General features: G+C 35.6%; 22 protein-coding genes and 4 riboswitches. Of the genes, 6 read left to right on the top strand and 16 right to left on the bottom strand.

The genetic code is table 11. The annotated features are described in order from the left end of the window. Positions 1 to 64 precede the first annotated feature (64 nt). A riboswitch (cyclic di-GMP riboswitch) is annotated at positions 65 to 147 on the bottom strand. 57 nt (positions 148 to 204) lie between these two features. From AC4PID_RS02865 to AC4PID_RS02915, 11 genes are all read right to left on the bottom strand, one after another. Then, a complete protein-coding gene (locus AC4PID_RS02865) occupies positions 205 to 2,484 on the bottom strand; it encodes an Ig-like domain-containing protein (protein ID WP_492134063.1) in 2,280 nt (759 codons plus the stop codon). Positions 2,485 to 2,493: 9 nt separating this feature from the next. Beyond that, positions 2,494 to 3,891: a prepilin-type N-terminal cleavage/methylation domain-containing protein gene (locus AC4PID_RS02870; RefSeq protein ID WP_492134064.1), complete on the bottom strand. Its 1,398-nt coding sequence runs from the start codon at positions 3,889 to 3,891 to the stop codon at positions 2,494 to 2,496. An 8-nt stretch (positions 3,892 to 3,899) separates the two neighbouring features. Then, positions 3,900 to 4,364 carry a hypothetical protein gene (locus AC4PID_RS02875; protein WP_492134065.1) on the bottom strand — a complete coding sequence of 155 codons (465 nt, stop codon included), beginning with the start codon at positions 4,362 to 4,364 and terminating at the stop codon, positions 3,900 to 3,902. Positions 4,365 to 4,431: 67 nt separating this feature from the next. Further along, a riboswitch (cyclic di-GMP riboswitch) is annotated at positions 4,432 to 4,514 on the bottom strand. A 126-nt stretch (positions 4,515 to 4,640) separates the two neighbouring features. Then, entirely contained in the window at positions 4,641 to 5,147 is a 507-nt protein-coding gene (locus AC4PID_RS02880) for a PilW family protein (protein ID WP_492134066.1), read from the bottom strand. Positions 5,148 to 5,154: 7 nt separating this feature from the next. Then, positions 5,155 to 5,514 (bottom strand): type II secretion system protein, encoded by a 360-nt coding sequence (locus AC4PID_RS02885; protein WP_492134067.1) that lies wholly within the window; start codon positions 5,512 to 5,514, stop codon positions 5,155 to 5,157. After that, on the bottom strand, positions 5,501 to 6,544 hold the full coding sequence (locus AC4PID_RS02890; protein WP_492134068.1) for a hypothetical protein: 1,044 nt from the start codon (positions 6,542 to 6,544) through the stop codon (positions 5,501 to 5,503). Before AC4PID_RS02890 ends, AC4PID_RS02885 begins: the two co-directional genes overlap by 14 nt. 43 nt (positions 6,545 to 6,587) lie before the next feature. After that, a riboswitch (cyclic di-GMP riboswitch) is annotated at positions 6,588 to 6,672 on the bottom strand. Between the two features lie 175 nt (positions 6,673 to 6,847). Then, complete coding sequence (locus AC4PID_RS02895; protein WP_492134069.1) at positions 6,848 to 7,231, bottom strand: type II secretion system protein; 384 nt, start codon at positions 7,229 to 7,231, stop codon at positions 6,848 to 6,850. Between the two features lie 56 nt (positions 7,232 to 7,287). Then, on the bottom strand, positions 7,288 to 8,505 hold the full coding sequence (locus tag AC4PID_RS02900; protein ID WP_492134070.1) for a type II secretion system F family protein: 1,218 nt from the start codon (positions 8,503 to 8,505) through the stop codon (positions 7,288 to 7,290). A gap of 48 nt (positions 8,506 to 8,553) precedes the next feature. Further along, positions 8,554 to 9,615 (bottom strand): type IV pilus twitching motility protein PilT, encoded by a 1,062-nt coding sequence (locus tag AC4PID_RS02905; RefSeq protein WP_492134071.1) that lies wholly within the window; start codon positions 9,613 to 9,615, stop codon positions 8,554 to 8,556. An 11-nt stretch (positions 9,616 to 9,626) separates the two neighbouring features. Continuing rightward, positions 9,627 to 11,315, bottom strand: a complete 1,689-nt coding sequence (locus AC4PID_RS02910) for a GspE/PulE family protein (RefSeq protein ID WP_492134072.1) — start codon at positions 11,313 to 11,315, stop codon at positions 9,627 to 9,629. A 126-nt stretch (positions 11,316 to 11,441) separates the two neighbouring features. After that, positions 11,442 to 11,524, bottom strand: a riboswitch (cyclic di-GMP riboswitch). 117 nt (positions 11,525 to 11,641) lie between these two features. Then, positions 11,642 to 12,430 (bottom strand): prepilin peptidase, encoded by a 789-nt coding sequence (locus tag AC4PID_RS02915; RefSeq protein WP_492134073.1) that lies wholly within the window; start codon positions 12,428 to 12,430, stop codon positions 11,642 to 11,644. Between the two features lie 173 nt (positions 12,431 to 12,603). Between AC4PID_RS02915 and AC4PID_RS02920 the strand changes: the two genes are divergently transcribed. Continuing rightward, the gene (locus AC4PID_RS02920) at positions 12,604 to 13,530 is read left to right on the top strand and encodes a hypothetical protein (protein WP_492134074.1); all 927 of its coding nucleotides are present in this window, start codon (positions 12,604 to 12,606) and stop codon (positions 13,528 to 13,530) included. Here AC4PID_RS02920 and AC4PID_RS02925 read toward each other — a convergent pair. The 3 genes from AC4PID_RS02925 to AC4PID_RS02935 all read right to left on the bottom strand — a co-directional run bounded on the left by AC4PID_RS02925 (position 13,525) and on the right by AC4PID_RS02935 (position 17,426). Next, positions 13,525 to 14,517, bottom strand: coding sequence for an aromatic acid exporter family protein (locus AC4PID_RS02925; RefSeq protein ID WP_492134075.1), 993 nt, complete (start codon positions 14,515 to 14,517; stop codon positions 13,525 to 13,527). The genes AC4PID_RS02920 and AC4PID_RS02925 overlap by 6 nt on opposite strands. A gap of 211 nt (positions 14,518 to 14,728) precedes the next feature. Then, positions 14,729 to 15,511 (bottom strand): methyl-accepting chemotaxis protein, encoded by a 783-nt coding sequence (locus AC4PID_RS02930; RefSeq protein WP_492134076.1) that lies wholly within the window; start codon positions 15,509 to 15,511, stop codon positions 14,729 to 14,731. A 196-nt stretch (positions 15,512 to 15,707) separates the two neighbouring features. Then, the gene (locus tag AC4PID_RS02935) at positions 15,708 to 17,426 is read right to left on the bottom strand and encodes a hypothetical protein (RefSeq protein WP_492134077.1); all 1,719 of its coding nucleotides are present in this window, start codon (positions 17,424 to 17,426) and stop codon (positions 15,708 to 15,710) included. Positions 17,427 to 17,649: 223 nt separating this feature from the next. Between AC4PID_RS02935 and AC4PID_RS02940 the strand changes: the two genes are divergently transcribed. From AC4PID_RS02940 to AC4PID_RS02960, 5 genes are read left to right on the top strand one after another with little or no spacing between them, the layout of a single operon-like run. Further along, entirely contained in the window at positions 17,650 to 18,630 is a 981-nt protein-coding gene (locus AC4PID_RS02940) for an RnfABCDGE type electron transport complex subunit D (protein ID WP_492134078.1), read from the top strand. After that, positions 18,623 to 19,225 carry an RnfABCDGE type electron transport complex subunit G gene (locus AC4PID_RS02945; protein WP_492134079.1) on the top strand — a complete coding sequence of 201 codons (603 nt, stop codon included), beginning with the start codon at positions 18,623 to 18,625 and terminating at the stop codon, positions 19,223 to 19,225. Before AC4PID_RS02940 ends, AC4PID_RS02945 begins: the two co-directional genes overlap by 8 nt. Beyond that, positions 19,222 to 19,842, top strand: coding sequence for an NADH:ubiquinone reductase (Na(+)-transporting) subunit D (locus AC4PID_RS02950; RefSeq protein WP_492134080.1), 621 nt, complete (start codon positions 19,222 to 19,224; stop codon positions 19,840 to 19,842). The genes AC4PID_RS02945 and AC4PID_RS02950 overlap by 4 nt, the downstream gene beginning before the upstream one ends. After that, positions 19,839 to 20,429, top strand: coding sequence for an NADH:ubiquinone reductase (Na(+)-transporting) subunit E (locus AC4PID_RS02955; protein ID WP_492134081.1), 591 nt, complete (start codon positions 19,839 to 19,841; stop codon positions 20,427 to 20,429). Before AC4PID_RS02950 ends, AC4PID_RS02955 begins: the two co-directional genes overlap by 4 nt. Before the next feature lie 9 nt (positions 20,430 to 20,438). Further along, positions 20,439 to 21,539 (top strand): NADH:ubiquinone reductase (Na(+)-transporting) subunit F, encoded by a 1,101-nt coding sequence (locus AC4PID_RS02960; protein ID WP_492134082.1) that lies wholly within the window; start codon positions 20,439 to 20,441, stop codon positions 21,537 to 21,539. A gap of 121 nt (positions 21,540 to 21,660) precedes the next feature. Here AC4PID_RS02960 and AC4PID_RS02965 read toward each other — a convergent pair whose 3' ends face one another. Both AC4PID_RS02965 and AC4PID_RS02970 read right to left on the bottom strand, forming a co-directional pair. Further along, on the bottom strand, positions 21,661 to 22,323 hold the full coding sequence (locus AC4PID_RS02965) for a histidine phosphatase family protein (protein WP_492134083.1): 663 nt from the start codon (positions 22,321 to 22,323) through the stop codon (positions 21,661 to 21,663). A 129-nt stretch (positions 22,324 to 22,452) separates the two neighbouring features. Further along, the gene (locus AC4PID_RS02970; protein ID WP_492134084.1) at positions 22,453 to 23,358 is read right to left on the bottom strand and encodes a PH domain-containing protein; all 906 of its coding nucleotides are present in this window, start codon (positions 23,356 to 23,358) and stop codon (positions 22,453 to 22,455) included. Between the last annotated feature and the right edge of the window lie 81 nt (positions 23,359 to 23,439).

Consider the following 23,439-nt stretch of genomic DNA (forward strand, 5'->3'; position numbering starts at 1 on the left):
AATGACAAAGCTTTTTTTTACCACAAGCGAGATTGTGGCTAAATAAAAAAGACTGCACTCAAAAGAGTACAGTCTGTCAATCATAGTAAACACCTTAGACACATGACTTTGCGCATTACGTTTTCACGTAGTTTGCCCTACTTAATATAATTATAATTCAATGACTATTAGAAGTAAAGCACGAAGGCTAATTTGCAAGGTTTATTAAGGTTCAAATACAATCCATGGTTCAAAATCAAATAACTGGTTGTCATCTTGGTTGTTTTTATCTGTCCATCTAATTAGCTTACCATCACCTGCATTGCTCAAGTCCCAATCAGTTAGACTACTAGAAGCTAAATCGAACACATATGCGTTATACTGATTCGTCCATGCAAGATCGGTATAAACTTTATAATAATATTCACTTTCTATTCTCACTGCATCTAATCTAAACTTTTGCGAGTTTGTATTTGTATTGGAAGTGAGCCTGATAATTTGTCCATCATTTTCATATGTGTTATTTGAATTACTGGTTTCAAGATATCTATTATTGGTCTTGTTACGTAAATTATAAAGCGAATCCTCATATGGTGGACCAAGAATTGGTTTGTTTGAATTACCACTGTAAACCACAGCCCATAAGAATGGATCCATCTCTGACTGTGACGACGATTCAGGCCAAGCATTTTGTCCTACATATCCAGAACCGTTTACACGTAAAAATTTAGGGTAATCCGTCTCATTTATTTCAGTATGTCGACCGTGAATTCTATACCAAACGTTACCTATAACCTCTTGCGATATAGCATATCCTTCTACTTCAACACTTTCGCCATCTATCATGATTTTATTCCCTTTGATATTAAGCGTAGCATTACTAATGTTTGATATATTATCAAAATAAAGGACAATCGCATTTGACTTTCCATTCACATAATCATATTCTGTGGCATGATATTCCGTACCACCTATTCTCACCTTAACATACTGTTGGCTATTCTGTGGTGTCAAATTGATATGAGAAATGTCACCGTCGAACTCAACATAGAGCTTATTTTTAGCATTGCCACTATGCAAGGCATCTTTAACAAAACCGACATTTAAGATCATATCCTTTGTAACTGTTACTGTACAAAAATCTGAAACTGTTCCTTCTGTGTTTCGTGCATACACCTTTGCGATACCTTCTTTTAAAGCAGTAACTGTACCATTATCCACAGTTACAATGTCTTCTTTTCCAGATTCAACTTCCCATACGATGCTATCAGTTGTATCAGATGGGCTAAAACTTACACTTAACGTACTAACATCATCAATTCCCATCTGTAATGTTTTAGGTGTAACGCTTATCGTCGTTAACGGTTTCCTCACAAATGGTTGAATCGTAAATCTACCATCAGGATAGCCTTGCCCCCATACGGTTATCGCACCATTATCTTTTGACAGCACAGCGCCTTTGCTCAAATAATTCTCTGTGACATCAGCATTTATTAAAATATCTTGATCAAAAGTGAGATAGATTATTTTATCATCTAAACCATCTAAAGTAACATTTTCCAAGGTGCCAATTGTACTGTTGATGCTAAATCTCGTTAAATCGAAAACAGAATCTAAACTCTCTTGGAATTCAACTTTTACAACTTTAGGATCAGCCGTTACATTAGCAGATAAAATGGTAATCCTAGGTGCGTTAATATAAACTTTATTACTCAACACTTCTTTTCCTATACGACCTGAAGTTGAGTAGGGTGTTACACCATACATGATATACCGATTACCGAAGGCATTGATCCAATCAGTATTCGTAAGAGAAAAAGCAGTTTTTACTTCTTCAGTTTCAAAATAATTATAATGATTTTCTATGTTTGGTATGAAAGCCAATTGATTAGATTCACTATATGACAGCTCTTTCTTTGCAGCATTCCATTCTTTTAGCGCAATGTAGTCCTTTGTCTTTAGTGGTGCGTCTATAGCACTATCCATTTCTTCAGATAGATACCATCGATAAACATACATTAAAAAATATGGCTTTGTGGCATTCGTAATTTCTGGATCTGTTACTTCAAGATGCAGTCCTGAATCTAGTAGCTCAATTGGCGAAGCAGGACTTACAACAGATGCACCTCTGTAAGTAACCAAATTAACCGGAGGCACAATTTCCGGAACAATATTTGGGATGCTATTTTGTGTAATGAACACTGAGACCTCACTGCTTGAGCTGTCATTAACCGTAATGACGTGACCAGTTACATTTTTCCCAAACACTTGAATTGTTTTAGTGCTACTTGGATCTGTTGGTGGTATTTGCTTTTTATCTTCAATCTCTGACTCGATTTTTTGTTGATAATCAAAAGTGTCATGAGTGAATTCTTCTGATTTCCTCAGTTGTTGATAGCTGAAAGAAAATGTAGGTATCAATGCTGTTGCTATCAAACCTAGCAAGACAACAGAAACAATGATCTCTACGAGCGTAAACCCGTTGCTTGATTTTTTCGTTTTCATATTCTCCTCCTAGTTTGGACCTCCGATATGCCATAAAGCGTCACTAATATCCTTCCCAATGGCTTTAAAAATACCATTTAAGGTTTCTACATCGCCCGCTTCATAATACGTTGATTCACCTGATGTAGCCAAAGCAATATCCTCCAAGCTATCATAATCTCTACTTACACTTGAAAAACCGATCACATACACTTGAATGGCTTCAGCTGTGTCCTTTTTATACGCTCTGACCAATTCGCCAATTGTTTCTACATACAAAGTTCCAATAGGATCTAGATCGCTACCATTGCCTGCATACCTACCATCGTTATATCGATTGTAGCTATAGGTAGGCATCTGTCTATTATTAATGTTCGCATCACCCAGTACGAAATCTAAGGTACCGCTTCTATACCAATCATCGTAGTAATAAGCTTCGTAAACCGAACCGAATGTCGTAACGCCATCCACCAGTATGATTAAAAAATTTTTATTTGTAATCGCTTTATTCTCTTCTTTTTCATTAAACTCTTTAATTCTATAAAAGCCTCGTCTAATACCATCGCCTGTATTGGTGCCGCCATCAGCCTCAAACGAATTACTGTCAAAATAATTCTTAAACGCTGTATTTGTGCCATTATTGACTTGAGCTTTTAACATTTCCATTGAGTCGTTTGCTGTCGAACTGAAAGGGTTCAGACTGATATACACATTTGGATTTTGTGCGAGTTCATCTATAAGCCTAAGCGCCTCTTGTTTCATCAGATTAAGTCTTTTTTTAGAACTGTTACTTGTGGAATTGCCATTCAATTGTCTGTCCATACTACCAGAAGTATCGAGTACCATTGCGACAGCAGCTTGTGAAGTAACGATATCAGTAACCCGTTTGTCATTCCTATAGGATATTGTATTTGCCACTTTACCATATGCTCTATCTACAACTTGTAATGCATTTACTGATTCAACGGTAGAATCTATCACTCTTTCATTGCCATTTTTCTTCAGTTTGAGCTCATATGTGACCAATTTGTCTTCGTCTGGGTCTGCATCTTTTGTAAAAACCAAATCCAAAGTGACTCCTTCAATTCCCGAAAAAATATCTTGAACGATATGCTTACCACTCGCTTCATCCCATACGTACTCGACCAATTTAGTTTGATCATCATTGAGCATAATATAGTTCCAGCCACTGGTCATATTCAAAGTATTCTCTCTATGTAGCAAAAACGCACCTGCTGCATCTCTCGAAACCACATTTATCTTCTCTGTCATAATCCTTAAAGCAGATTGCACCTCAAACTCGTCCAAGGTTATGCTCTGAGCTTTCATTCCAAATATCATCATATTTGAAGCAGCTAGAAGAACGATTGAAGAAAGTGCAATAACAATAATTAACTCAATTAGAGTAAATCCTTTTACTTTTTTCATAACGCCTCCTACTCATTGATCCAGAATGTTTCATTTGGGTTATCCGGATTAAAATACATACTGCGGATATAGACCATATGATTTTTTGAGAGTTCTGCTGTCGATGTGATTTTGATCCATCCATCAACCCCTGGATCTTTTGATTTTTCTGCCTTTATATCGATCAAACCATTTCCAAAGGCAATATCATTGGTCACAAGTGCAAAATCCGCTGACGCAGCGTTTAGAATTTCCTTTGTTTTCTCCATATCATCTGAAATTAATGATTCAAAAGCCATTTCTATTCCTGAATAAGATAAATAATAAGCTTCAAGTCGATCTTGTTGCTGTTTCGCTTGTTTTAAATTCGCACTAAAGATTGCCATAGCTGACGTGCTAAAAATCAACACAACCAACATAACCATTAAAACAAAAACCAGCGATGCACCTTGTTCATCCTTTATAGTATTCAGTTCATTTAAATATTTCTTCATTTCCACCCTCCTCAAAGTCTAGGCTTATAGGCTGTGATTTTAACACAAAAAAACCACAGCCTAATTAGACTGCAGCCGAACCGCCATAGTATAAACCTTAGACTTCATGCTTTGCGTCGTACTTTTTCAAGTACTTTGCCCTCATCTTTAGAGAAGCACGAAAATCAGCGTATCTACTTAAAGATACGCAATAAATTTTATGAGCTTCCCATTTCTATTCTATAATAACAATGCTCTTAAAAGTCCCCACTTCTAAAGAGTTCATCATTGTTAGCCTTATTTATACTTCACTCCAATCCCTGTTGATACACCTTTCACACCGGTATCTGAGAGATTATTAATAATAAGTGAAGTGGTTAAATCATATTGCGTCGAATCTACTTTACCAAATGTAAAGTTAATCTGTTTTAGATTTGCGTTATTTTTTGATACTGAAAAAGTTAAATCTGATATAGTTGTTAGTCCTGTAATTGACTTTTCTACTGTGTCCTCAACATATTTTATCGTATTTGTCGCGTCATCAAAAATGATGTAATGATAGCCACTTTCATAGCTTAAAGGATCTGAGTCTAATATTTCTAAATCACTTGCATATCTAATTTGGTTGGAAAATCCTTTTATAGGTTGTCTTACATCGAACTGATTCATTGCTGTTTCTTCCGATAAATTTGCTGTCTTCTGTCCAAAAAGCATAATTGATGATGCAACTGTGATCACAACACCAATTAGTGCAATGACAACTATAAGTTCAACTAACGTTAATCCTCTATACGTTTTTTTCATTAAAACCTCATTTATAGGGTTGGAATATTTCAATTTGTACGGATCTACCATTCGGCAAAGCTGTATTAACGGATTTTACTTTACCTGGAACGATTATCTCAGTGTCGTCTATCTTTAATGTCAAGGTTTCAGATGCATCACTTGCACTTTGTCCAATATCATTAATATCCGATTCTATTTGTGCTTGAGCTTGAAATAATGCTTTCGCTCTTTCGCCAGAGGAAGTAATTTGTGTAAAGCCAGAAGTTAGCAACGTCATAATAGAAATGGTGATTATACCAATTAATGCAATCGCCATTATAATTTCTACTAAAGTCATCGCATTCGACTTTGCGTATTTTCTTCTTCTAAATTTATTGTCCATCATACTCACCTCTTGTGTAAGACAAAGCTGATTGATCAATGGATAAATCGATTCCTACCGTATCAATTCCGACGTAGTTAAAAGCGGCAGAATTAGGTGCTTCATACTGCTTGCAGATGATTTGTCCACTGTTTACAGTTCCATTACCGCCACCGTTAAAGGATACAATTGCATTTGGCGCATATAAAATACAAGGTAATGTTGGATTACCATTGAAGGTGATACTGCTTTGTGTTGAATATAAGATTAATCTAACATTTGCACCAACTGAAATATCAATGTTTCCACCTAAATTACCCACCAGTAGATGTAATATACCATTGCCCGTCACTGAGAAATTTCTACTTAATGACGTGGCGTTTAAATAGACGGTATCTCCATTCGTTAGATTGTATCTCGAATTATCTGCTAGTACGGTGGTAAACTTTGATGTATCGATTTGAGGTAAAGCCACTACTTCAGTATCATTTGTAATGGTTCCTGTAAACTCACTTTGAACAGAACTCACATTTCCATTTACGATTCTAGCATTGCCATTAATCTGATCCTTACTACCTCCGACCCTATTAATGGTATTACTATTGGTTCCGACGTTGCCATTATGTTGTTTTCCAATTGTTGGTGTATTTGTTGAAAACACTGAATAATCAAGGAAGTTAAACTGACTTGAGTTGAGCACAATCGATATTTCCGATTTGACGTTACCATCTTTGATAACTTTAGACTCTACTATTGGGTTAGCTACATTATTTTTAACAACGACTTCAAACTCAATATTATTAAGTTTGCCTTTCGCTGGATTGATCGCCGTTTCATCGATTATATTCTGAATCTGATTTGGATTTTCTATCAGGTAGGAAACCATTGCCTCAGCGCCTGATCTTGCAGTATATAATTCTTTAAGTTTTACCTCATCTGCTGACACGAAATTCGCCTCTGACATTGAGATGGAGAGTACCATTGTTCCTAAAATCATTAGCACTGCAAAGGCAATTATCACCATTGCTAATGCAGCTCCTTTTTGTCTTTTCATTAAAGCTCCTTATCAAAAAAATAAAAAACTGCAGCACAAATTAAACTGCAGCTGAACGATCATAGCAAAATTGCCTTAGACTCCAAGCTTTGCGTCATATCTTTTCAAATACTTTGCCCACTTCTATTCTATATCTTCTACGAAGTCCCCACTTCATATATGGACCAAAAGTCCTATGTATACTATATAGAAATTAAAACTATTTTTCAACTCTTTTAACTAAAGTTGTTCACTTAATACAACCGCTGTAATGAAATTTTAAAGAAAAGACACCTAAGTGTCTTTTCTTTTAAAATTAAAGTGCTATTTTGTTGCAGTTAGTGTTGATCCCGTAAAAGTTACAGTTACTTTATTACTAGCCACAGAAAAAGCTATAGCTGTAGTGCCTGCATACGTTGTTGATTTTAAATCAGCGATAACATCTGCGTCATTTGTATATGCAGTCAAATCAGCAGCATATAAAGCAGCAACATCAGCTGGTGCAGTATTATTTTGAGCATAATACAAAGCACCTGCAGTAGCTAAATTTGCAGCCACAGCTTCATCATTTGCCATTTTTGCTGACTCTGTAAAACCACCAAGTCTAGGAATTGCTATCGCTGCTAAAATCCCCAAAATAGCGATAACTACAATCAGTTCAATAAGGGTGAACCCTCCCGCTCTTTTTTTTCTGAGAGCTTTCATCATAATCTTTTCCTCCTTAACGTTCTATAAGTATACATATTTATTTTAAAGTTCTTCCTTTATTGTACCGTTTTGAGCATGTCAAACATCGGCAACAACATTGAAATAACTATAAAACCTACCACAACTGCCATTACTACTATCATAATTGGTTCAAGAAGTTGAACTAACCTTTGAATAGCTGTTTCTAACTCTTCATCATAATAATCAGCTGCTCGATCTAGCATGTCTTCGAGTGCACCTGATTCTTCACCAATTCCCACCATGGAAACCATCATAGGCGGAAAAATATTCATCCTTTTTAGTAAATTGCTTAAAGCAACACCTTTTTTAATATCTTCAGTCACCTTTTTCATTTCATCAACTATAACAAGATTGCTTGTAACATTAGCTGCGGTTTCAAGCGCTTGAATAATGGGAATACCACTTGCTAAAAGTGTCGCCAAGGTTCTTGTAAATCTAGATGTCGCTATCATAACAACTTGTTTTTTTATAAGTGGTAATTTTAATGCAATGCTGTCAAATAATCTTTTACCATCACCACTTTTAAAATACCATCTAAAAAATGTGACTAATCCACCAATCACTACTATATATATATACCAAAAGCTTCTAATCGAATCACTAACACCTAATAAAAATCTCGTCGGTGCCGGTAGTGGAACACCTGATGATTCAAACATGCCTGTAAAAGTTGGCAAGATAAATGTAATCATAAATATAACAACGCACACAACTAAGATACTTAATACAGCTGGATAAACCATTGCACCCTTTACTTTAGAGTTAATTCGATGTTCTTTAGTGTAATGGATTGACATCCTCTCTAAGACACCATCCAGATTACCAGTCAACTCACCTGACTCAACCATGTTGATCAAAAGCGATGGAAAAACTCTCGTATGCGCTTTCATGGAAGTAGAGAGCACATCACCTTTTTGCACTTGTATGGTCATGGCTTTCACGGTCTTTTGAAGCGTTTTGTGTTCTGTTTGATTGTATAATACATCGAGTGCATTGATTAAAGGCATCCCAGCGTGAAGCATGGTATATAATTGCTTACAAAAAATTGCTAAATCCTTTGATTTAACCTTCTTTTCGAATAATGCTAGGTCTGAAATATCTTGTCCTTTTGCTGCTTCTAACTCAACCTTAATCGGTGTATGACCTTTCGAGCGAATCATTTGAACAATTTCTTCAGAGCTTTCGCCTTTATATGACGTCTGAAGAATTTTGCCTTGCGCATCAATCTCCTTACATACGTAAACCGATGTCATCCTATCCCCCCTGTCTATGTTTTATGGTTCTACCCCAAAATACTAAAATTAATAAGAAAGATTCAGTTGCTTTTGAACCATATCAAAATCAACTGCGTATTTTCTAAGTGTTGGCATGTCGATAATTCTCTTTTTATAAAGATCAATCAACGATGCATCCATGGTAACCATGCTTTGCGATGCACCAGTTTGGATGACATTCTGAATTTGGTGCGTTTTGCCTTCGCGAATAAGGTTACGAATCGCCGAATTTGCTACCATGACTTCAAATGCAGCAATTCTTCCCGAACCATCTGCCTTAGGCAATATTTGCTGTGAAATAACCGCTTCTAAAACTGAGGCAAGCTGTATACGGATTTGCTGCTGTTGATGAGGTGGAAAAACATCGATTATTCTATCAACTGTTTTTGCAGCACCAATGGTATGCAAGGTTGATAAAACTAAGTGTCCAGTTTCAGCAGCTGTTATCGCTGTACTGATTGTTTCAAGATCCCTCATCTCACCTACTAGGATAATATCAGGGTCTTGTCGTAAAGCAGCTCTAAGCGCATTGGCAAAACTTTTAGAGTCATGCCCAATTTCACGCTGATTGACGATGCTTCTATTGTGCTTGTGCAAATATTCTATAGGATCTTCAATCGTAATGATATGCTCGTTACGTTGATGATTCATCAAATCGATCATGGAGGCAAGTGTGGTTGATTTACCTGAACCGGTTGGACCCGTTACGAGTATCAATCCCCTTTGCTTCATAGACAGTTCTTTTATAATCGGTGGCAATCTAAGTTCTTCCATGCTCGGAACATTTAAACTTACCACACGCAGTGCCATTGAATAGCTACCACGTTGTTTATATATATTCACCCTAAAACGTCCAAGACCAGGATTTGAATAAGAAAAGTCTAGTTCTCCCGTTTCTTCAAAGTGCTTAACTTGTTGATCGGTCATCATATCTTGAATGATGTCCATTGTATCCTCAGGCATCAGTCTTATATCTGACATTTGTACCAGCTTCCCATTCACACGCATAATTGGCGGTGATGCTACGGTTAAATGGACGTCTGATGCACCTGCGTCAATTGCAATTTTTAAGATATCGAGTATTTTCATATTTAACATCCTTATTCTTCATCATAGCTGTAGGTCATTCTTAGCATTTCTTCTACTGAGGTAATTCCATCTTTAACAAGCTCTCTTGCAGTTTCGTTCAAAGTGGTCATTCCCTTAGAGCGTGACTTTTGCTTGATTTCATCTATGCTACGATCTAAGCTTATAAGGTTTCTAACATCACGATCCACTACTAAAATCTCGTGGATAGCTGTTCTACCACTATAACCAGTATGATTACAAGAGTTACAGCCTTTACTTTTATAGATCTCTAAAGAAGTGTCAGTAGGTAAACCTAACGCTTTTAACTCCTCAAAAGAAGCTTCATAAGGCGTTTTGCATTTGACACATAATTTTCTTACCAATCGCTGTGCTATAATGCCCACAACTGAAGAGGAAACTAAGTAGCTTTCAATCCCCATATCGATCAATCTTGAAATCGTACTCGCCGTGTCATTGGTATGAATCGTCGAAAGCACCGTGTGACCTGTAATTGCAGCTCTTACTGCTATTTCAGCTGTTTCTGAATCTCTAATTTCACCGACCATGATAATATCAGGGTCTTGTCTTAAAATGGATCTCAATCCATTTGCGAATGTAAGCCCTGCCTTATTATTAACTTGAACCTGATTGATCCCTTCTAGTCGATACTCCACAGGATCTTCAACGGTGATGATGTTTTTAGTTTCTTTATTAAGCTCTTTTAATATGGTATATAACGTTGTAGTTTTACCACTACCTGTTGGACCTGTTACTAAGATGATTCCCTCAGGTACCTTTAAAATTCGTTCTAATTGAAGTAGGTTATAATCTGTGAATCCTAAATCCTCTTTTCGAATCATTAAACTGTTACGGTCTAGGAGACGAATAACTACCTTTTCACCATATACTGTTGGTAATATCGAAATACGCATATCAATAGGAAAACCTTCTATGATCGTTTCTACACGGCCGTCCTGAGGAATACGCTTTTCAGATATATTCAATTTACCCATAATCTTAATTCTTGTAACAAGCGCAGAATGTGTTGTCTTTGAAGGCGTCATCGTTTCTCTTAAATCGCCATCAATTCTATATCTAATTCGTACAATTTTCTCAAGCGGTTCAATGTGGATGTCACTTGCTTTGCTTCTAACGGCTTGTGCAATTATGGTATTTACAAGTCGCACCATTGGGGCATTTGTAACGTCAGAATCTTCTTCAAAATCTTCTTCTGAATCATCTCCAAATTGATTTCTAAACTCTTCAACCGCCTTAGCTGCTCTTTCACTTGAGTCATAATATCGATTTATAGCTTTTGCAATATCTTGCTGAGCCGAGATAACCACATCGATTTCAAGACCTGTCGTTATCCGAATGTCGTCCTTTGCAATCATGTCTAATGGATCAACCATCGCTATGGTCAGCCTATTCTTGTCCATTCGAATCGGTATTGCCATATGTCTACGTGCCAATATCTCACTGATCATTTTAGGTACTTTAGGATCGATATATACGGTGTTGATGTCTACATATGGAATTTGATATTGCTCTTCTAATACATGAAACAATTGATCCTCTGAAAGCCAACCTTGCGCAATAAGGATCGCTCCAAGTTTGTTACCGGTTTCCTTTTGTAAGCTAAGAGCTGTGAAAAGTTGTTCCTCAGATATAATTCCGTCGTTAATAAGTATATCTCCCAGCCTTTTTCTATTTTTCGGCATTTTTGTCTCCTATGTGTAATACTTGTATTATAACTCTTATACCACTATTTTTGTTTTTTAATAGTGTTTTGTCAATGACAGAATCTTCACTCAAAACAATATAATAAAAAAACTGCAGTAATTATATACTGCAGTTGAACGGTCATAGCTTTTGCCTTAGACTTCAAACTTTGCGTCCTACCTTTTCAGGTAGTTTGCCTAATTGATTAATTAATTAAAATTATACACTAAGAAATAAATGATGTAAATCCTAAAATTACCGCTGAAACCTTGTTTTATCGTAAACATAGGCTATTTTTCAGTCTGTAATTGTACTGATTTTTGTTCTAAAATAAATAACTCAAAATACTATTCCCCCAAAATAAAACAATTAAAGATGAAATCACAATAAATGGCGCAAAAGGAATATAGTCATTTTTGCTTTTTTTAAACACTAAAATCCACAAAACACCAAACAACCCACCTAAAAAAAAGGTAATCCAGATGCTTAGAAGCGAAAGTCGCCACCCTAGAAACAGCCCAATTGGGATATATACTTTGACGTCCCCCATTCCGATACCAGCTTTTTTAAACACTGCAACTGATAGTAGGGCTATCACTAGCATTAGCCCACTGGGCAAAACCGCACTAATGAACGGTTCTAAAATGCCATTGGAATAAAACATGTAACCGGCTGTGTAATGAAGCCCCACAGGCAATATACCAGCAACAGCTGCAAAAATCACCACTTTATTTGGAATGATTCTATGATCTATATCTATAAAAAAAACAACTGTCATAATCGCAACAAAAAGCCAAAATAGTAATGTTAAAACAGTGACGCCAAATTTATGAAATACAAGAACAAAAAGTAGCCCTTCAAGTAATTCTACCAATGGATAGCGTACTGAAATTCGTGTTTTACAGTTGTGGCATTTTCCCCTAAGCATAAGCCAGCTGACTAAGGGAATTAGCTCCCAAGCATTTAAAGTATGACCGCAATTACCACATCTTGATCTCGGCTTGATAATGCTTAAATTTTCCGGAATTCTATAGACGCACACATTTAAAAACGATCCGATCGTTATGCCTAAAACAAAAACTATACCGTAGATTACTAAATAATCAATCAACACAGGCATTTTCCTTTCACGTTAGGTTTTTAACTTGACTTACTTAATCAGATTACCTTAAAAACTCGCATGGCACAACTGCTTTAAAGGATTTTTCAAATTAATTCTTTTTTAATAAATTTCTGTACTGCTTTTGGGTATAATAACTTATAGCAATACAAGTGCTAGGAGGCTGTATGGAATCATTTAGTCGTTTGGATGAGTTATCTAAAGAAGTTGCTTTTAGAGATTATTTAAAAGCAAAACGCAAACACATAGCAGAAGAGTTAGCTCAAATGGCTCAAGAAGAGATTCGTCTTCAGTCACAGCTAAAAAAAGAAACTTACGATTATAATAGAATTGAAAAACTTTCAGAGAAACAGCTTGTTACACTATTCTCTGAGCAATACGAAAGTATGCGAGACCAAGAATATCGCGAAATGAAAATTGCAGAGTATAAATACAATTCTTTAATCGAAAAAATGGCACTTGCTGGTGCTGAAATCAAGTCCATTACAGAGCATCTAGCAAATAACGATAGTATCGAACAAGAATATGAAACTTTGCTCAATATTAAGCGTGCATGGGCTTTATCGCTTGGCGTTTCACAAATAGATTCGCTTGAAAGTGAGCTCCGTTTTTTACAAGGCAAGCAAAAGGAGCTCGACGAGGCAATCGTCGCATGTAAAAAACTTATCTCAAGTTTAACCAATGCAAGAGAAGACCTAATTCCTGCAATGAATTGGGGCGTTTTCGATAAACTAGGTGGTGGCTTAATCCCAGTATCGGTTAAAGAGGATTGCATCAATCGTGCCAGTCAATACATTAAAGATTCAAGTCACAAAGCGATGCTATTAGGACGTGAACTTTTAGATTTAAGGCATTACTTTAACTTAAGTGATATACAAGTTAACTCACTTTCAAAAGCATTTGAAACCTTCTTTGTCAACGTTTTAAATGATTTGACGATACAAGAGGAAATTGATCGTGCCTATGAGACAATCTCTGAAAATCACGAACGTGCTGAGGCTATATTACATGAGCTTTCAAAGCTCAGAGATGAAACTCAGACTCGAATCGATGAGATCATTCAAAAAAGAAACGAAGTGCTTTTATCTTTATAAAAAGCACTTCGCAGCATTTACACAAGTTAATCTTAATTCACTTAAATAGCCTTCATCTGTTAGATCAAGTGATTCGACACTCTGAATTTTCACTTTCAGTTTAGTCGTATCACTTTTTTTAGTTTCAACAACAGTTTGAATTTCAGAAAGTAGAGCGACTAACATTTCTAGTATCGTTAAATCTGCCACACCTTTATCATGGCGCATTCGATACATGATAACGTCAAGTGTGTAGTGCGTAAAATCCCTTAGCTCTTGTAATGCACATCTATAATGATCGTATGGGATTTTCTCAGTATCAATTTTGTTAAAATCCCCTATCTGACTGATGACTAGATCAATATCTCCAAATAAGCCTGTGATGTCCTTTTTTAATGAAGTCATTTCGCCATCATCTTCATGTGAAATATATGAATTTAGATATGTCCTTAAGCTTTCAACAATATAAACCAATCTTTTTCTAAGCATATTTGAGTAGAAAAATTTTGAAAAAAGATAATTATAAAATATCGCAATCGCAATACCGCTACCTAAAGCAAGAAGTCTCAGCCTTAAAGTAATCAGCATACTAGGCATCCCCATTGCATCTAATTGTATATACTGTGTCATATAGATTGCAGTAAAAATTGCCACTGGTGAAACAAATCGCCAATTAAACTTAAGTGAAATATACATTGTCGCTGCAACACCAAGCGGTATGGTCAATGCATTCACACCAAACAGACTGACGAGAATCGCAGTAACAACCCCACCTAGTATACTTGCTTTTATCTGATCCAGACCACTTTTAATGCCAATAATATTAATTGGTTCAAGTGTCAGCATCATACCAAATAAAAGCGAAATCATATCTTTACCAATAATGCTATGATTATGGAATAGGATATAGCCTGTTAATATGCTTAAAAATCCTTTTAAGACGTATAAATAAGAATCAAACAACGTCGCTTGTCTCCCTAATTTGATCTTATCTAAGAAATTTTTCATCTTCTTTTTACACCTCTAATTTTTCATTTAATTTTGTATAATAATCTAGTCTTATATAAATTGACTTAAAGCAACAAAATCTCAATATAATTTTATTATAGGTCTTCAAAAGTTTCAATTTATTTAGTAAATAGTAACAACAAATTTAAACACGGTAATTTTGCAAAAGAAAAAGGAAAGTGTCATAATCTATTCACTTTCCCTTTGAATACTAAATGTTTTTCAATTCATCAACGATATTTTTTGCTTGATGTGTTATGGATTTTTGGTCCCCTGAGATTCCGTCTAGTTTGTTAATTTCTAACGAAATTCTTTCATTTTCATGTTTCAATGACTTTAGCAGATCTGAGATTTGAGTTGCAAACTCACTGGTAGAATCAGACATCTTTTGAACCTCAGTAGCGACCACTGAAAAACCACGACCATGCTCACCTGCTCTTGCTGCTTCGATATTTGCATTTAATCCTAATATTTTAATTTGCTGTGTGATCTTATTTACAGCTCTCGTCATCTCATCTGTTTTTTCTATAAACAGGTTTGACTGTTCCGCTGATGCTGCCAAGTCTTTGTTTATCTGGTTTAAATCTTCAGTGATATTAACAATTTTATTCATCTCAGAGTGTAATTTTAAACTTGTTTTATTGATCTCATCCAACTGGAAATTGAGTCTTTTTCTCATATCGATTTGTTTATCAACAATAAACATCATCATTTGTGCAGCGTCTGATTCAATAATCTTTTTAGTTCCACCAAAATGAGAATTAACTAATTCATAAACCTTATGATTACCAGTAGCTTCTACGATCATATCTGCTTTTGAATCAATGTCTCTGATTTCAGTTGAATAATGAATGTTATTTTTCCTTGCGAGCTCTATTCCTGGTGACTGCAAATTTTTATCAATTACCGAAACGACTTCTATCTCATCTATGTCGTTAAACAGTTCAATCAACTTACTACCACCTGCACCAGCTCCTACTATAGCGACCTTCATAAATACCCCCTACACCCTCGTAAACTTCTGTTATTAACTTCTTTTACTTCCCGGAACATTATACCATAAAGCCACTTAAAAGAAATTAGAAACTCGTTAAATATTGTCAATAATTCGCACAATTTCAAAAAGCAAAATGGCCCCCTTTCTTTCGATTGGGGACCACTCTGTATAGAATAGAAATGGGGCTGTTTTACTATGGTAGAACAACTTCTGAGTCAACAAATGCTTTAATAGCCGTGTTGAGCTCAACTACGTACGTTTTAAGTTGAGCAACTTGAATATCGCTACCACCTAAATAGGCTTGAACTGCGGTTACTTTTGCAATTAAAGCTGTACGTTCTGGGTCTCCATAGGTTTTACCATCTGCTAGTAAAGTGTTTGCTTGATTCACTAATGCTTGAACACCAGCTGTAACAAATGCGGTGTTAAGTGCGTCAAGTTCACTAATGTAGGTTTTTAACTCATTGTATTTGTGAGTTGAACCATTTAAATAATTCGTAGCAGCGGTAACTTTTGCTTGTAAATTGGTTCTTGTAACATCGGTATTAATATAATTAACATCTGTCAACAGTGCATTTGACATATTGATTTGTGCTTGTAGTTCAAGTTTTACTGCATCATATAAATCTTTGATATAGACTTTTGATGCATCAAGGAAATAGTTTAATTTCGCTTGCGTTAATGGATTTGTCTTATCTAAATAAGTTTGAATATCATTAATTAAAGCAACTAACGATGTTAAAGGATTAGTACCTTCAACATAATAGGTTTCATAATAAGCCTGAAGTTCAACTTTAACAGCTGCTAGAGTCAATAAATCATCTTCACCTAATACGATATTGTTTTTAAAAGCTTCCATTGCTGTCCAAAGTTTAAAATACTCATTTTCAATGGTTGTCACGGTTTGATTTGAATAATTAGCAACAAATGTGCTCGCAGTTGCGATAGCAGCTTGTAACGTTAAATTCGATCCAACCAGATAATTACCAGGTAAAATACCTTCAACTTGTTTAAATACAAGTGGTGTCACTTCTGGGTTTACATATAATAATGCTTCTGCTGAATCAATCAAATCTTTTAGTTGATCCAATTGATCTTTAAACGATTCAGCTTTTTTAAATAAATCATTGTAAATACCTAAAGTTAATACTGAAGGTGAAGTTACTTTGATGTAGTTGTTAATTTCTGCAATTAAATTATCCAAAGCACCTTGTTTTGCAGGTGTTAATTTAGAATAATAGTTTGCTTTATAGATTAATAGGTCATTGTATAGGACTTTCAAATTATCAATGTAAGTTCCCGATACGATTTCGCTATTATCAAATAGCTTAATTGCATTTAAGAGTTTATTGTATTCTGTTTTAATCAAATAAGCTTTTGAACTATTGTAGTTTGTAACGAATGTTTCTGCATTGGTTACTGCGATTTGTAATTGTTCTTTTGCACCTGCTAAGTAAACTTTTGTATTTTCAGTGGACAATCTTGTTTTTGCACTTACTATTAAAGCTTTAAACGAATCTAGACTTTGTTCTGAATCATAATCGCCATATCTAAAATCTTTAATTTTCTTAGCCAAACCAAATGGGAAATCTCCATTTGCATATCTTTTAGAAAGTCCATAATTAAGGTAGCCTTTCTTAGCTAAACCTTCAGGTAAGCCTAACCAGTTACCATCGCCTAAGCTTACCATTAACTTCAATCTTTCTCTTAGCTCAGCTTTGGTTTCTTCAGTAACTTGATTTCTATATTCGAATTCATCTTTTTCTTGTTCTTTGACTTGTGACTTATCGGTGTCAGTTTTTGGGCTGTTACCTCTACCATTGTTGTCGGCAAAAGTTACCACAGAAACTTGTGAAATAACCAGCACCAAAGCCATCAAAATCATAACCATCGGTTTTAGATTCTTTTTCATTTTGCACTCTCCTTTGTTTCTTTTGATCGACCTTCGCTATAATATACGGAAAGGTTTAATTTTTTCGGTGACAAATTTGAGCATTTTTTTCATCTGTAATCTTTTTGAAATATTTTAATGAATTTTTTTCACATTTTTTGATATATCACCATAACTTTTGGATATAAAAGAATTACAGAACTATCTTATTCTAATGTCATAATCTTTTTAGGAGGGAACCATCTTGAATCTTTCGCTTAAAAACATAAAATTTATGAAGCAAATGATGATGAGAAAAGTTGTTTACGCATTAATACCTCTTGTTTTAGCTGGTATTTATTTCTTTGGACTTAGAGTACTTACACTACTTTTAGTCGTTTCTTTTTTCGGTTGTTTAACAGAATGGATTTTTGTTCGTAAAACAACAAAGAAAATTACTGAAGCTGTTTTGGTCACAAATATCCTTTTTACTTTAACCTTACCGCCAAGTACACCCTATTGGATTGCTATCATAGGGATTATTTTTGGTGTATTGTTTGGTAAAATGGTATTTGGTGGATTTGGTAAGAATCCATTTAATCCAGCATTAGTAGGAAGAGCATTTATCTATGTCAATTTCCCTGAATTTTTAACACTACATTGGACAAAACCAGTTAGTGGTATCTTAGGTGGCTTTACTACCTACTTGGGCGAAACCATAGATGCCGTTACACAATCCACACCTATGTTAATCTATAGAGCATCTGGTGATGAGTTACCAATATTGAAGCTAATGTTTGGTAATATCGCAGGATCAATCGGAGAAACAAGTGCCGTTCTCATCATTCTTGCAGCAATCTATTTGATTTACACAAAAACTGCTGCTAAAGAAACTATTTTTTCTGTCATTATCGGATTTTTAGCGATGAGTAGTGTCTTTTTCTTCGCAGGATTTGAGCAAGTGTTAAATCCTGTATATGGATTATTCTCAGGTGGTTTATTATTTGGTGCCGTATTTATGGCAACAGATCCAATTTCATCACCAAAAACATTCGAAGGTAGAATCGTTTACGGTTTACTAATTGGGATAATAACTGTAATCATTAGAAGCTTTGCATTATTCGCCGGTGGTATCATGTTTGCTATATTAATAGGAAACACCTTTGCACCGATCATTGATGAAGCGGTTAATAGCATAAAAAAAGCTAGAAAGGCAAAACTCAATAAGGAGGTAAGCAATGGCTAAGAAAAAACAAATTGTTTATCCAGTATTGTTTATGATCGCTATAACCGTTATCTACACAGCAGTTCTCGCTTTTATCAACGAGAGCAGTTCAGGGATAATTGCAGAACAAGAAGCATTGCGCGTGAAACGTTCAATACTATATGTCGTCGATCTTCCAGTATCTGATTCTGATACAGAGGTTGATGCCGCATTTAATGAAAGCATTACTGAACAGACTTATAATAAGCAAACTTATTATGAGTATCGTGATGCAGATGGTTTAAAAGGATATGCTTTCAAATTCTCTGGTACAGGACTTTGGGGAACAATAACAGGTTATATTGCTTTTGACAGTGAGTTCACAAAAATCTTAGGCATCGACTTTGTTTCACACTCTGAAACACCTGGACTTGGGGGAAGAATCGAGGAAAGCTGGTTTAAAGAGCAATTTAGGGGCATCTCACTTTCTGAAGCTCAAACCATCATATTAAAACCGGCTGACGGTGGCAATATAGATGGCATCACAGGTGCAACCTTAACGACAGACTCTGTTAGAAAAATGGTAAATGCTTTTGTAACAGAAACTCTCAGCTTTGCAAAGGAGGCTAATCTATGAAGGAAGTCATCCGCGTTTTTAAAGCCGGTATCTATAAAGACAATCCTGTATTTAGACAGATTTTAGGCATTTGTTCATCCCTTGCCGTTACAAATTTACTATCAAACTCTTTTATTATGGGCGTTGGTTTGATGTTTGTAACCGCCTTTTCAAGCTTTACAGTATCACTGATTAGAGTTTTTACACCTAAGCATATTCGTATGATGGTGCAAACTTTGATCATATCAGCATATGTTATTATTCTAGATATCTTCTTAAAGGCTTATATGCCTGAAATGTCAAAAGCGCTTGGTCCTTATGTTGGTTTGATTATTACAAACTGTATTATCATGGGCCGTGCAGAAGCTTTCGCACAAAACAACAAGCCATTTATCTCATTTTTCGATGGTTTGATTATGGGTTTAGGTTACACATTAGTACTCATGTCTGTTGCGTTTGTTAGAGAGCTTCTTGGATTCGGTACGCTTTTCGGTATCCAAATCATGCCTGACAGTTGGGTCAATTGGACGCTTATGATCATGCCTCCAGGCGCATTCTTTATGATCGGTATCGTCATTTGGGTTACAGCAAAACTCTTCCCTAAAGAAGAAGATCAAAAAGGAGGTGCTAAAGCATGATTGAAATCCATCCACTCGTTATTTTTTTCGCATCCATATTTACAAACAACATGATTTTATCCAACTTCCTTGGAATGTGTTCTTTTATTGCAGTTTCAAGCGAAATCAAGACTTCACTGAGTTTGGGTCAAGCAGTCACCTTTGTACTCGCTACAACCTCTGTCCTAAACTACATCGTCTATTATACGATTTTAGTACCACTTGGACTCGAATATCTAAGATTCATCGTTTTTATCATTGTTATCGCTGCCTTCGTTCAACTGGTTGAAATGATTATTGAACGCTATTTTGAATCCTTATATTACTCTCTAGGAATTTTCCTTCCTTTGATTACAGTAAATTGCGCGATTCTAGGGGTTTCGTTATTTATGATTATTAGAGAGTATAACTTGATTCAATCCTTTGCATTTGGTGTGGGATCTGGTCTAGGATGGACACTTGCCATCGTAGCTATGGCTGGTATCAGAAAGAAAATAATGGGCGCTAAGATCCCTAAAGGTCTTGAAGGTGCAGGTATTACACTCATCATAACTGGAATTATGGCACTTGCATTTTTAGGATTTTCTGGCATCGTACAAATTCAATAGGAGGCAATTATGGAAACGATTGGTGTAACTGTTTTAACCATAAGTGGCATAACAGGTCTCCTCGCATTGCTTCTCTCAATTGCGAATAAAACCATTGCCAATTATGGTGAAAAAAAGATTGTTATTAATGAATCGAAGGAACTAACGGTAGAAGGTGGCGATACATTACTTTCTGCTCTAATTGAACAAAAAATCTTCATTCCATCTGCTTGTGGTGGTAAAGGTAGCTGTGGCTATTGTAAAGTTACCGTTACTGATGGTGGCGGTGAAATTCTTGCTACTGAGTTAGGCTATGTTACTCCGAAGGAAAGAGAAGAAGGCGTGCGTCTCTCCTGTCAATGTAAGGTTAGAAATGACATGCAAATTCAAATTCCGGAAGAACTCTTTAGTGTTAAGCAATACGACTATCACGTTGAGTTTATTAAAGATGTTACGCCTACGATCAAACATTTAAGGCTTGGACTTCCAGAAGCTGAAGAAATAACATTTAAAGCAGGACAATACGTTCAAATTTTAGCGCCAAAATATAAAGGCAGTGATGAAGAAGTATATCGAGCTTATTCCATCGCCTCTTCTCCTGTCGATACCAAGGCCGTCGAGCTCTATATCGGTTATGTAAAGGAAGGTAAAGCAACGACTTACGTCCATAATTTCCTAAAGCCAAGCATGAAGCTTACTGTCGTTGGCCCTTATGGGGACTTTTTCTATCAGGACAACGATAGAGAAATGGTTATGGTTGCAATCGGTACTGGTATGGCGCCTATTATGTCCATCTTAAAGTATATGCGTTCAAATAAGATCGATCGTAAGGTTACATTCTTCTTTGGCGCTAGAACCTCAGAAGACCTTTTTGAAATGGATACCTTGGCTGAGCTTGAAAAGGATATGCCTAACTTTAAACTTGTTGCATGCTTGTCCAGACCATCAGAAAAGGATAACTGGACCGGTGAAGTTGGTCGTGTAACCGACATGCTTGAAAAGTACCTATCAGACGCTTCAAATTCTGAAGCCTACCTGTGTGGTAGCCCTGTTATGATTGATTCAGTTATTCCAATTCTTGAATCAAAAGGGATGCCTGAAGAGCACATTTACTACGATAAATTTGAATAAAGACTAAGAGGGTGCATTTGCACCCTCTTTATATTTTGAGTAATTATGATGAAGTACCTTTCTGTCACTGTTTCTTTTTCTTTTTCTTTTTCTTTTTCTGTTGCTGTTTCACTATCTTTCTTCACTTTGTTTGCTCATCTAAAATGTCCGCTTTATTTTTAAGCAAAGATTCATGATAAGAAATCTTTAAATCATGTGTTTCGATCTTTGGAGCAGTAAACTGCCATTCTGGAAACTTCATATCTGGATGAAACTCCATTTGGAATACCTCGCCATAACCGATGTGTCTGCCACAAAGAGACTGAATAACCATTCCATGTGCGACTACAATAACACTTGAGTATAAACCATAATAAGGCATTAGAGCTGAATTAACACGCTCTCTAAAGGTCTCTAAGTCTTCCCAGACAGCATACTCTTCTTGTGCCACTGCCTCTGTCTTGATACCTTTGTGATCATAAAAGTGTTGATAAATGGCTTTTAACTCTTTATATGAGGTATAATTAAAAGTCAAATCAGGAATCCATTCGTGCATATCATGCACTGACTTTGTTAACAAACCCGTTTTAGCTGCAATAATTGCAGCCGACTGTAATGCTCTCGTATAAGGCGATGTCAGAATAATTTGTGCATCATTACCAATTAATAGAGGCATTGTAGTCGTTAAAATTTGGTTAATACCATCATCATTTAAAGCAGCTAAATCTCTACCCTGTCCTTTAAGATGACGTTGTGTGCATGGCGTATAACTCGGTTCTCCATGTCTTACTAAATAAACTTTCATGTTTGCCTCCGGAAAATATTTCTTATATTTTACCCATTAAAGGCAAATAAAATCAAGTTTTTTTTGTATAATGTTCATATTTATTTTATTCTACAGTCAAAAAAACGTGTCAAAATTGAATAATGCCAATTATTCGTTCAATTTTTGTACAATTTGTTCAAATAAAAGTATTGTTTCATCATTCGTCTTTTTATTAATAAGAGTTGGTAACGCATCTGTCGCCTCAATTAATATTGCTATATCAGAAGATTTAAAAAGATAAACCTTACAATTGCCATAGGGGCTGTAATAAAACTTACCTCTTGCATATCTTTCAGTAGCTGAACCGTTTAATTTGCTACCTTGGGTTGGTCGATCAACAATTTCAACCGATGTTACAGATGATAAATCTATTGAAGTTCTTGAAAATACGGATTTCATATTCAACGTCTGTTCTTCAAATTTAAATGTGGGCTCAGACACATCCTCTAAAATCACACTTCCCCATAAAGGAAATAAGATAACAACGGTTAGAACCAATGTTATGATCATCGTCCATCTCGCCTTTTTATTGGCAAGGTTTAAGGTTATATTTCCTCCTTGTAATCCCGAACGACTCTTTACCCAAAATTGTTTTGATTCAGGATTATAATAAAATTGGCCACCATACCAACAATCTTCTTCATAGTCTAATGATTTATCATACCATCCCATTTCTTTTTTGATTGCTTTCATCTGTTCATATGCGCTACCAAATAGCCATAGCTTTCCTATAATCACAAATAGAGTCCAGGCCATAAATATTGAAAATGTAATCGAAAAGAAAGGGGTTTTATAGATCATACCAAACATCGATATAAAAGCAATCCAAAACCACACTCGATTTCTTCTTTTGTACTTTGAAATGACTTCTTTTATTGCATCCTCTTCGAAGAACATTTCTGATAATCTAATGCCAAAAATTTTACCACGACTGGGTTTTCCATAACCATAAAAGACGCCTATAAAAGTCACCAGTAACAATAAGCTTGATCCCCATAATATCCATCCTGCCATAGAGCACCTCATTTTAGACTTATTTTCACACTCATAATCAATATAGTCTTAATATCTTAATTATCAATTAAACCCTTCTTA

This window comes from Fusibacter sp. QWL-12 (genome assembly GCF_058683495.1).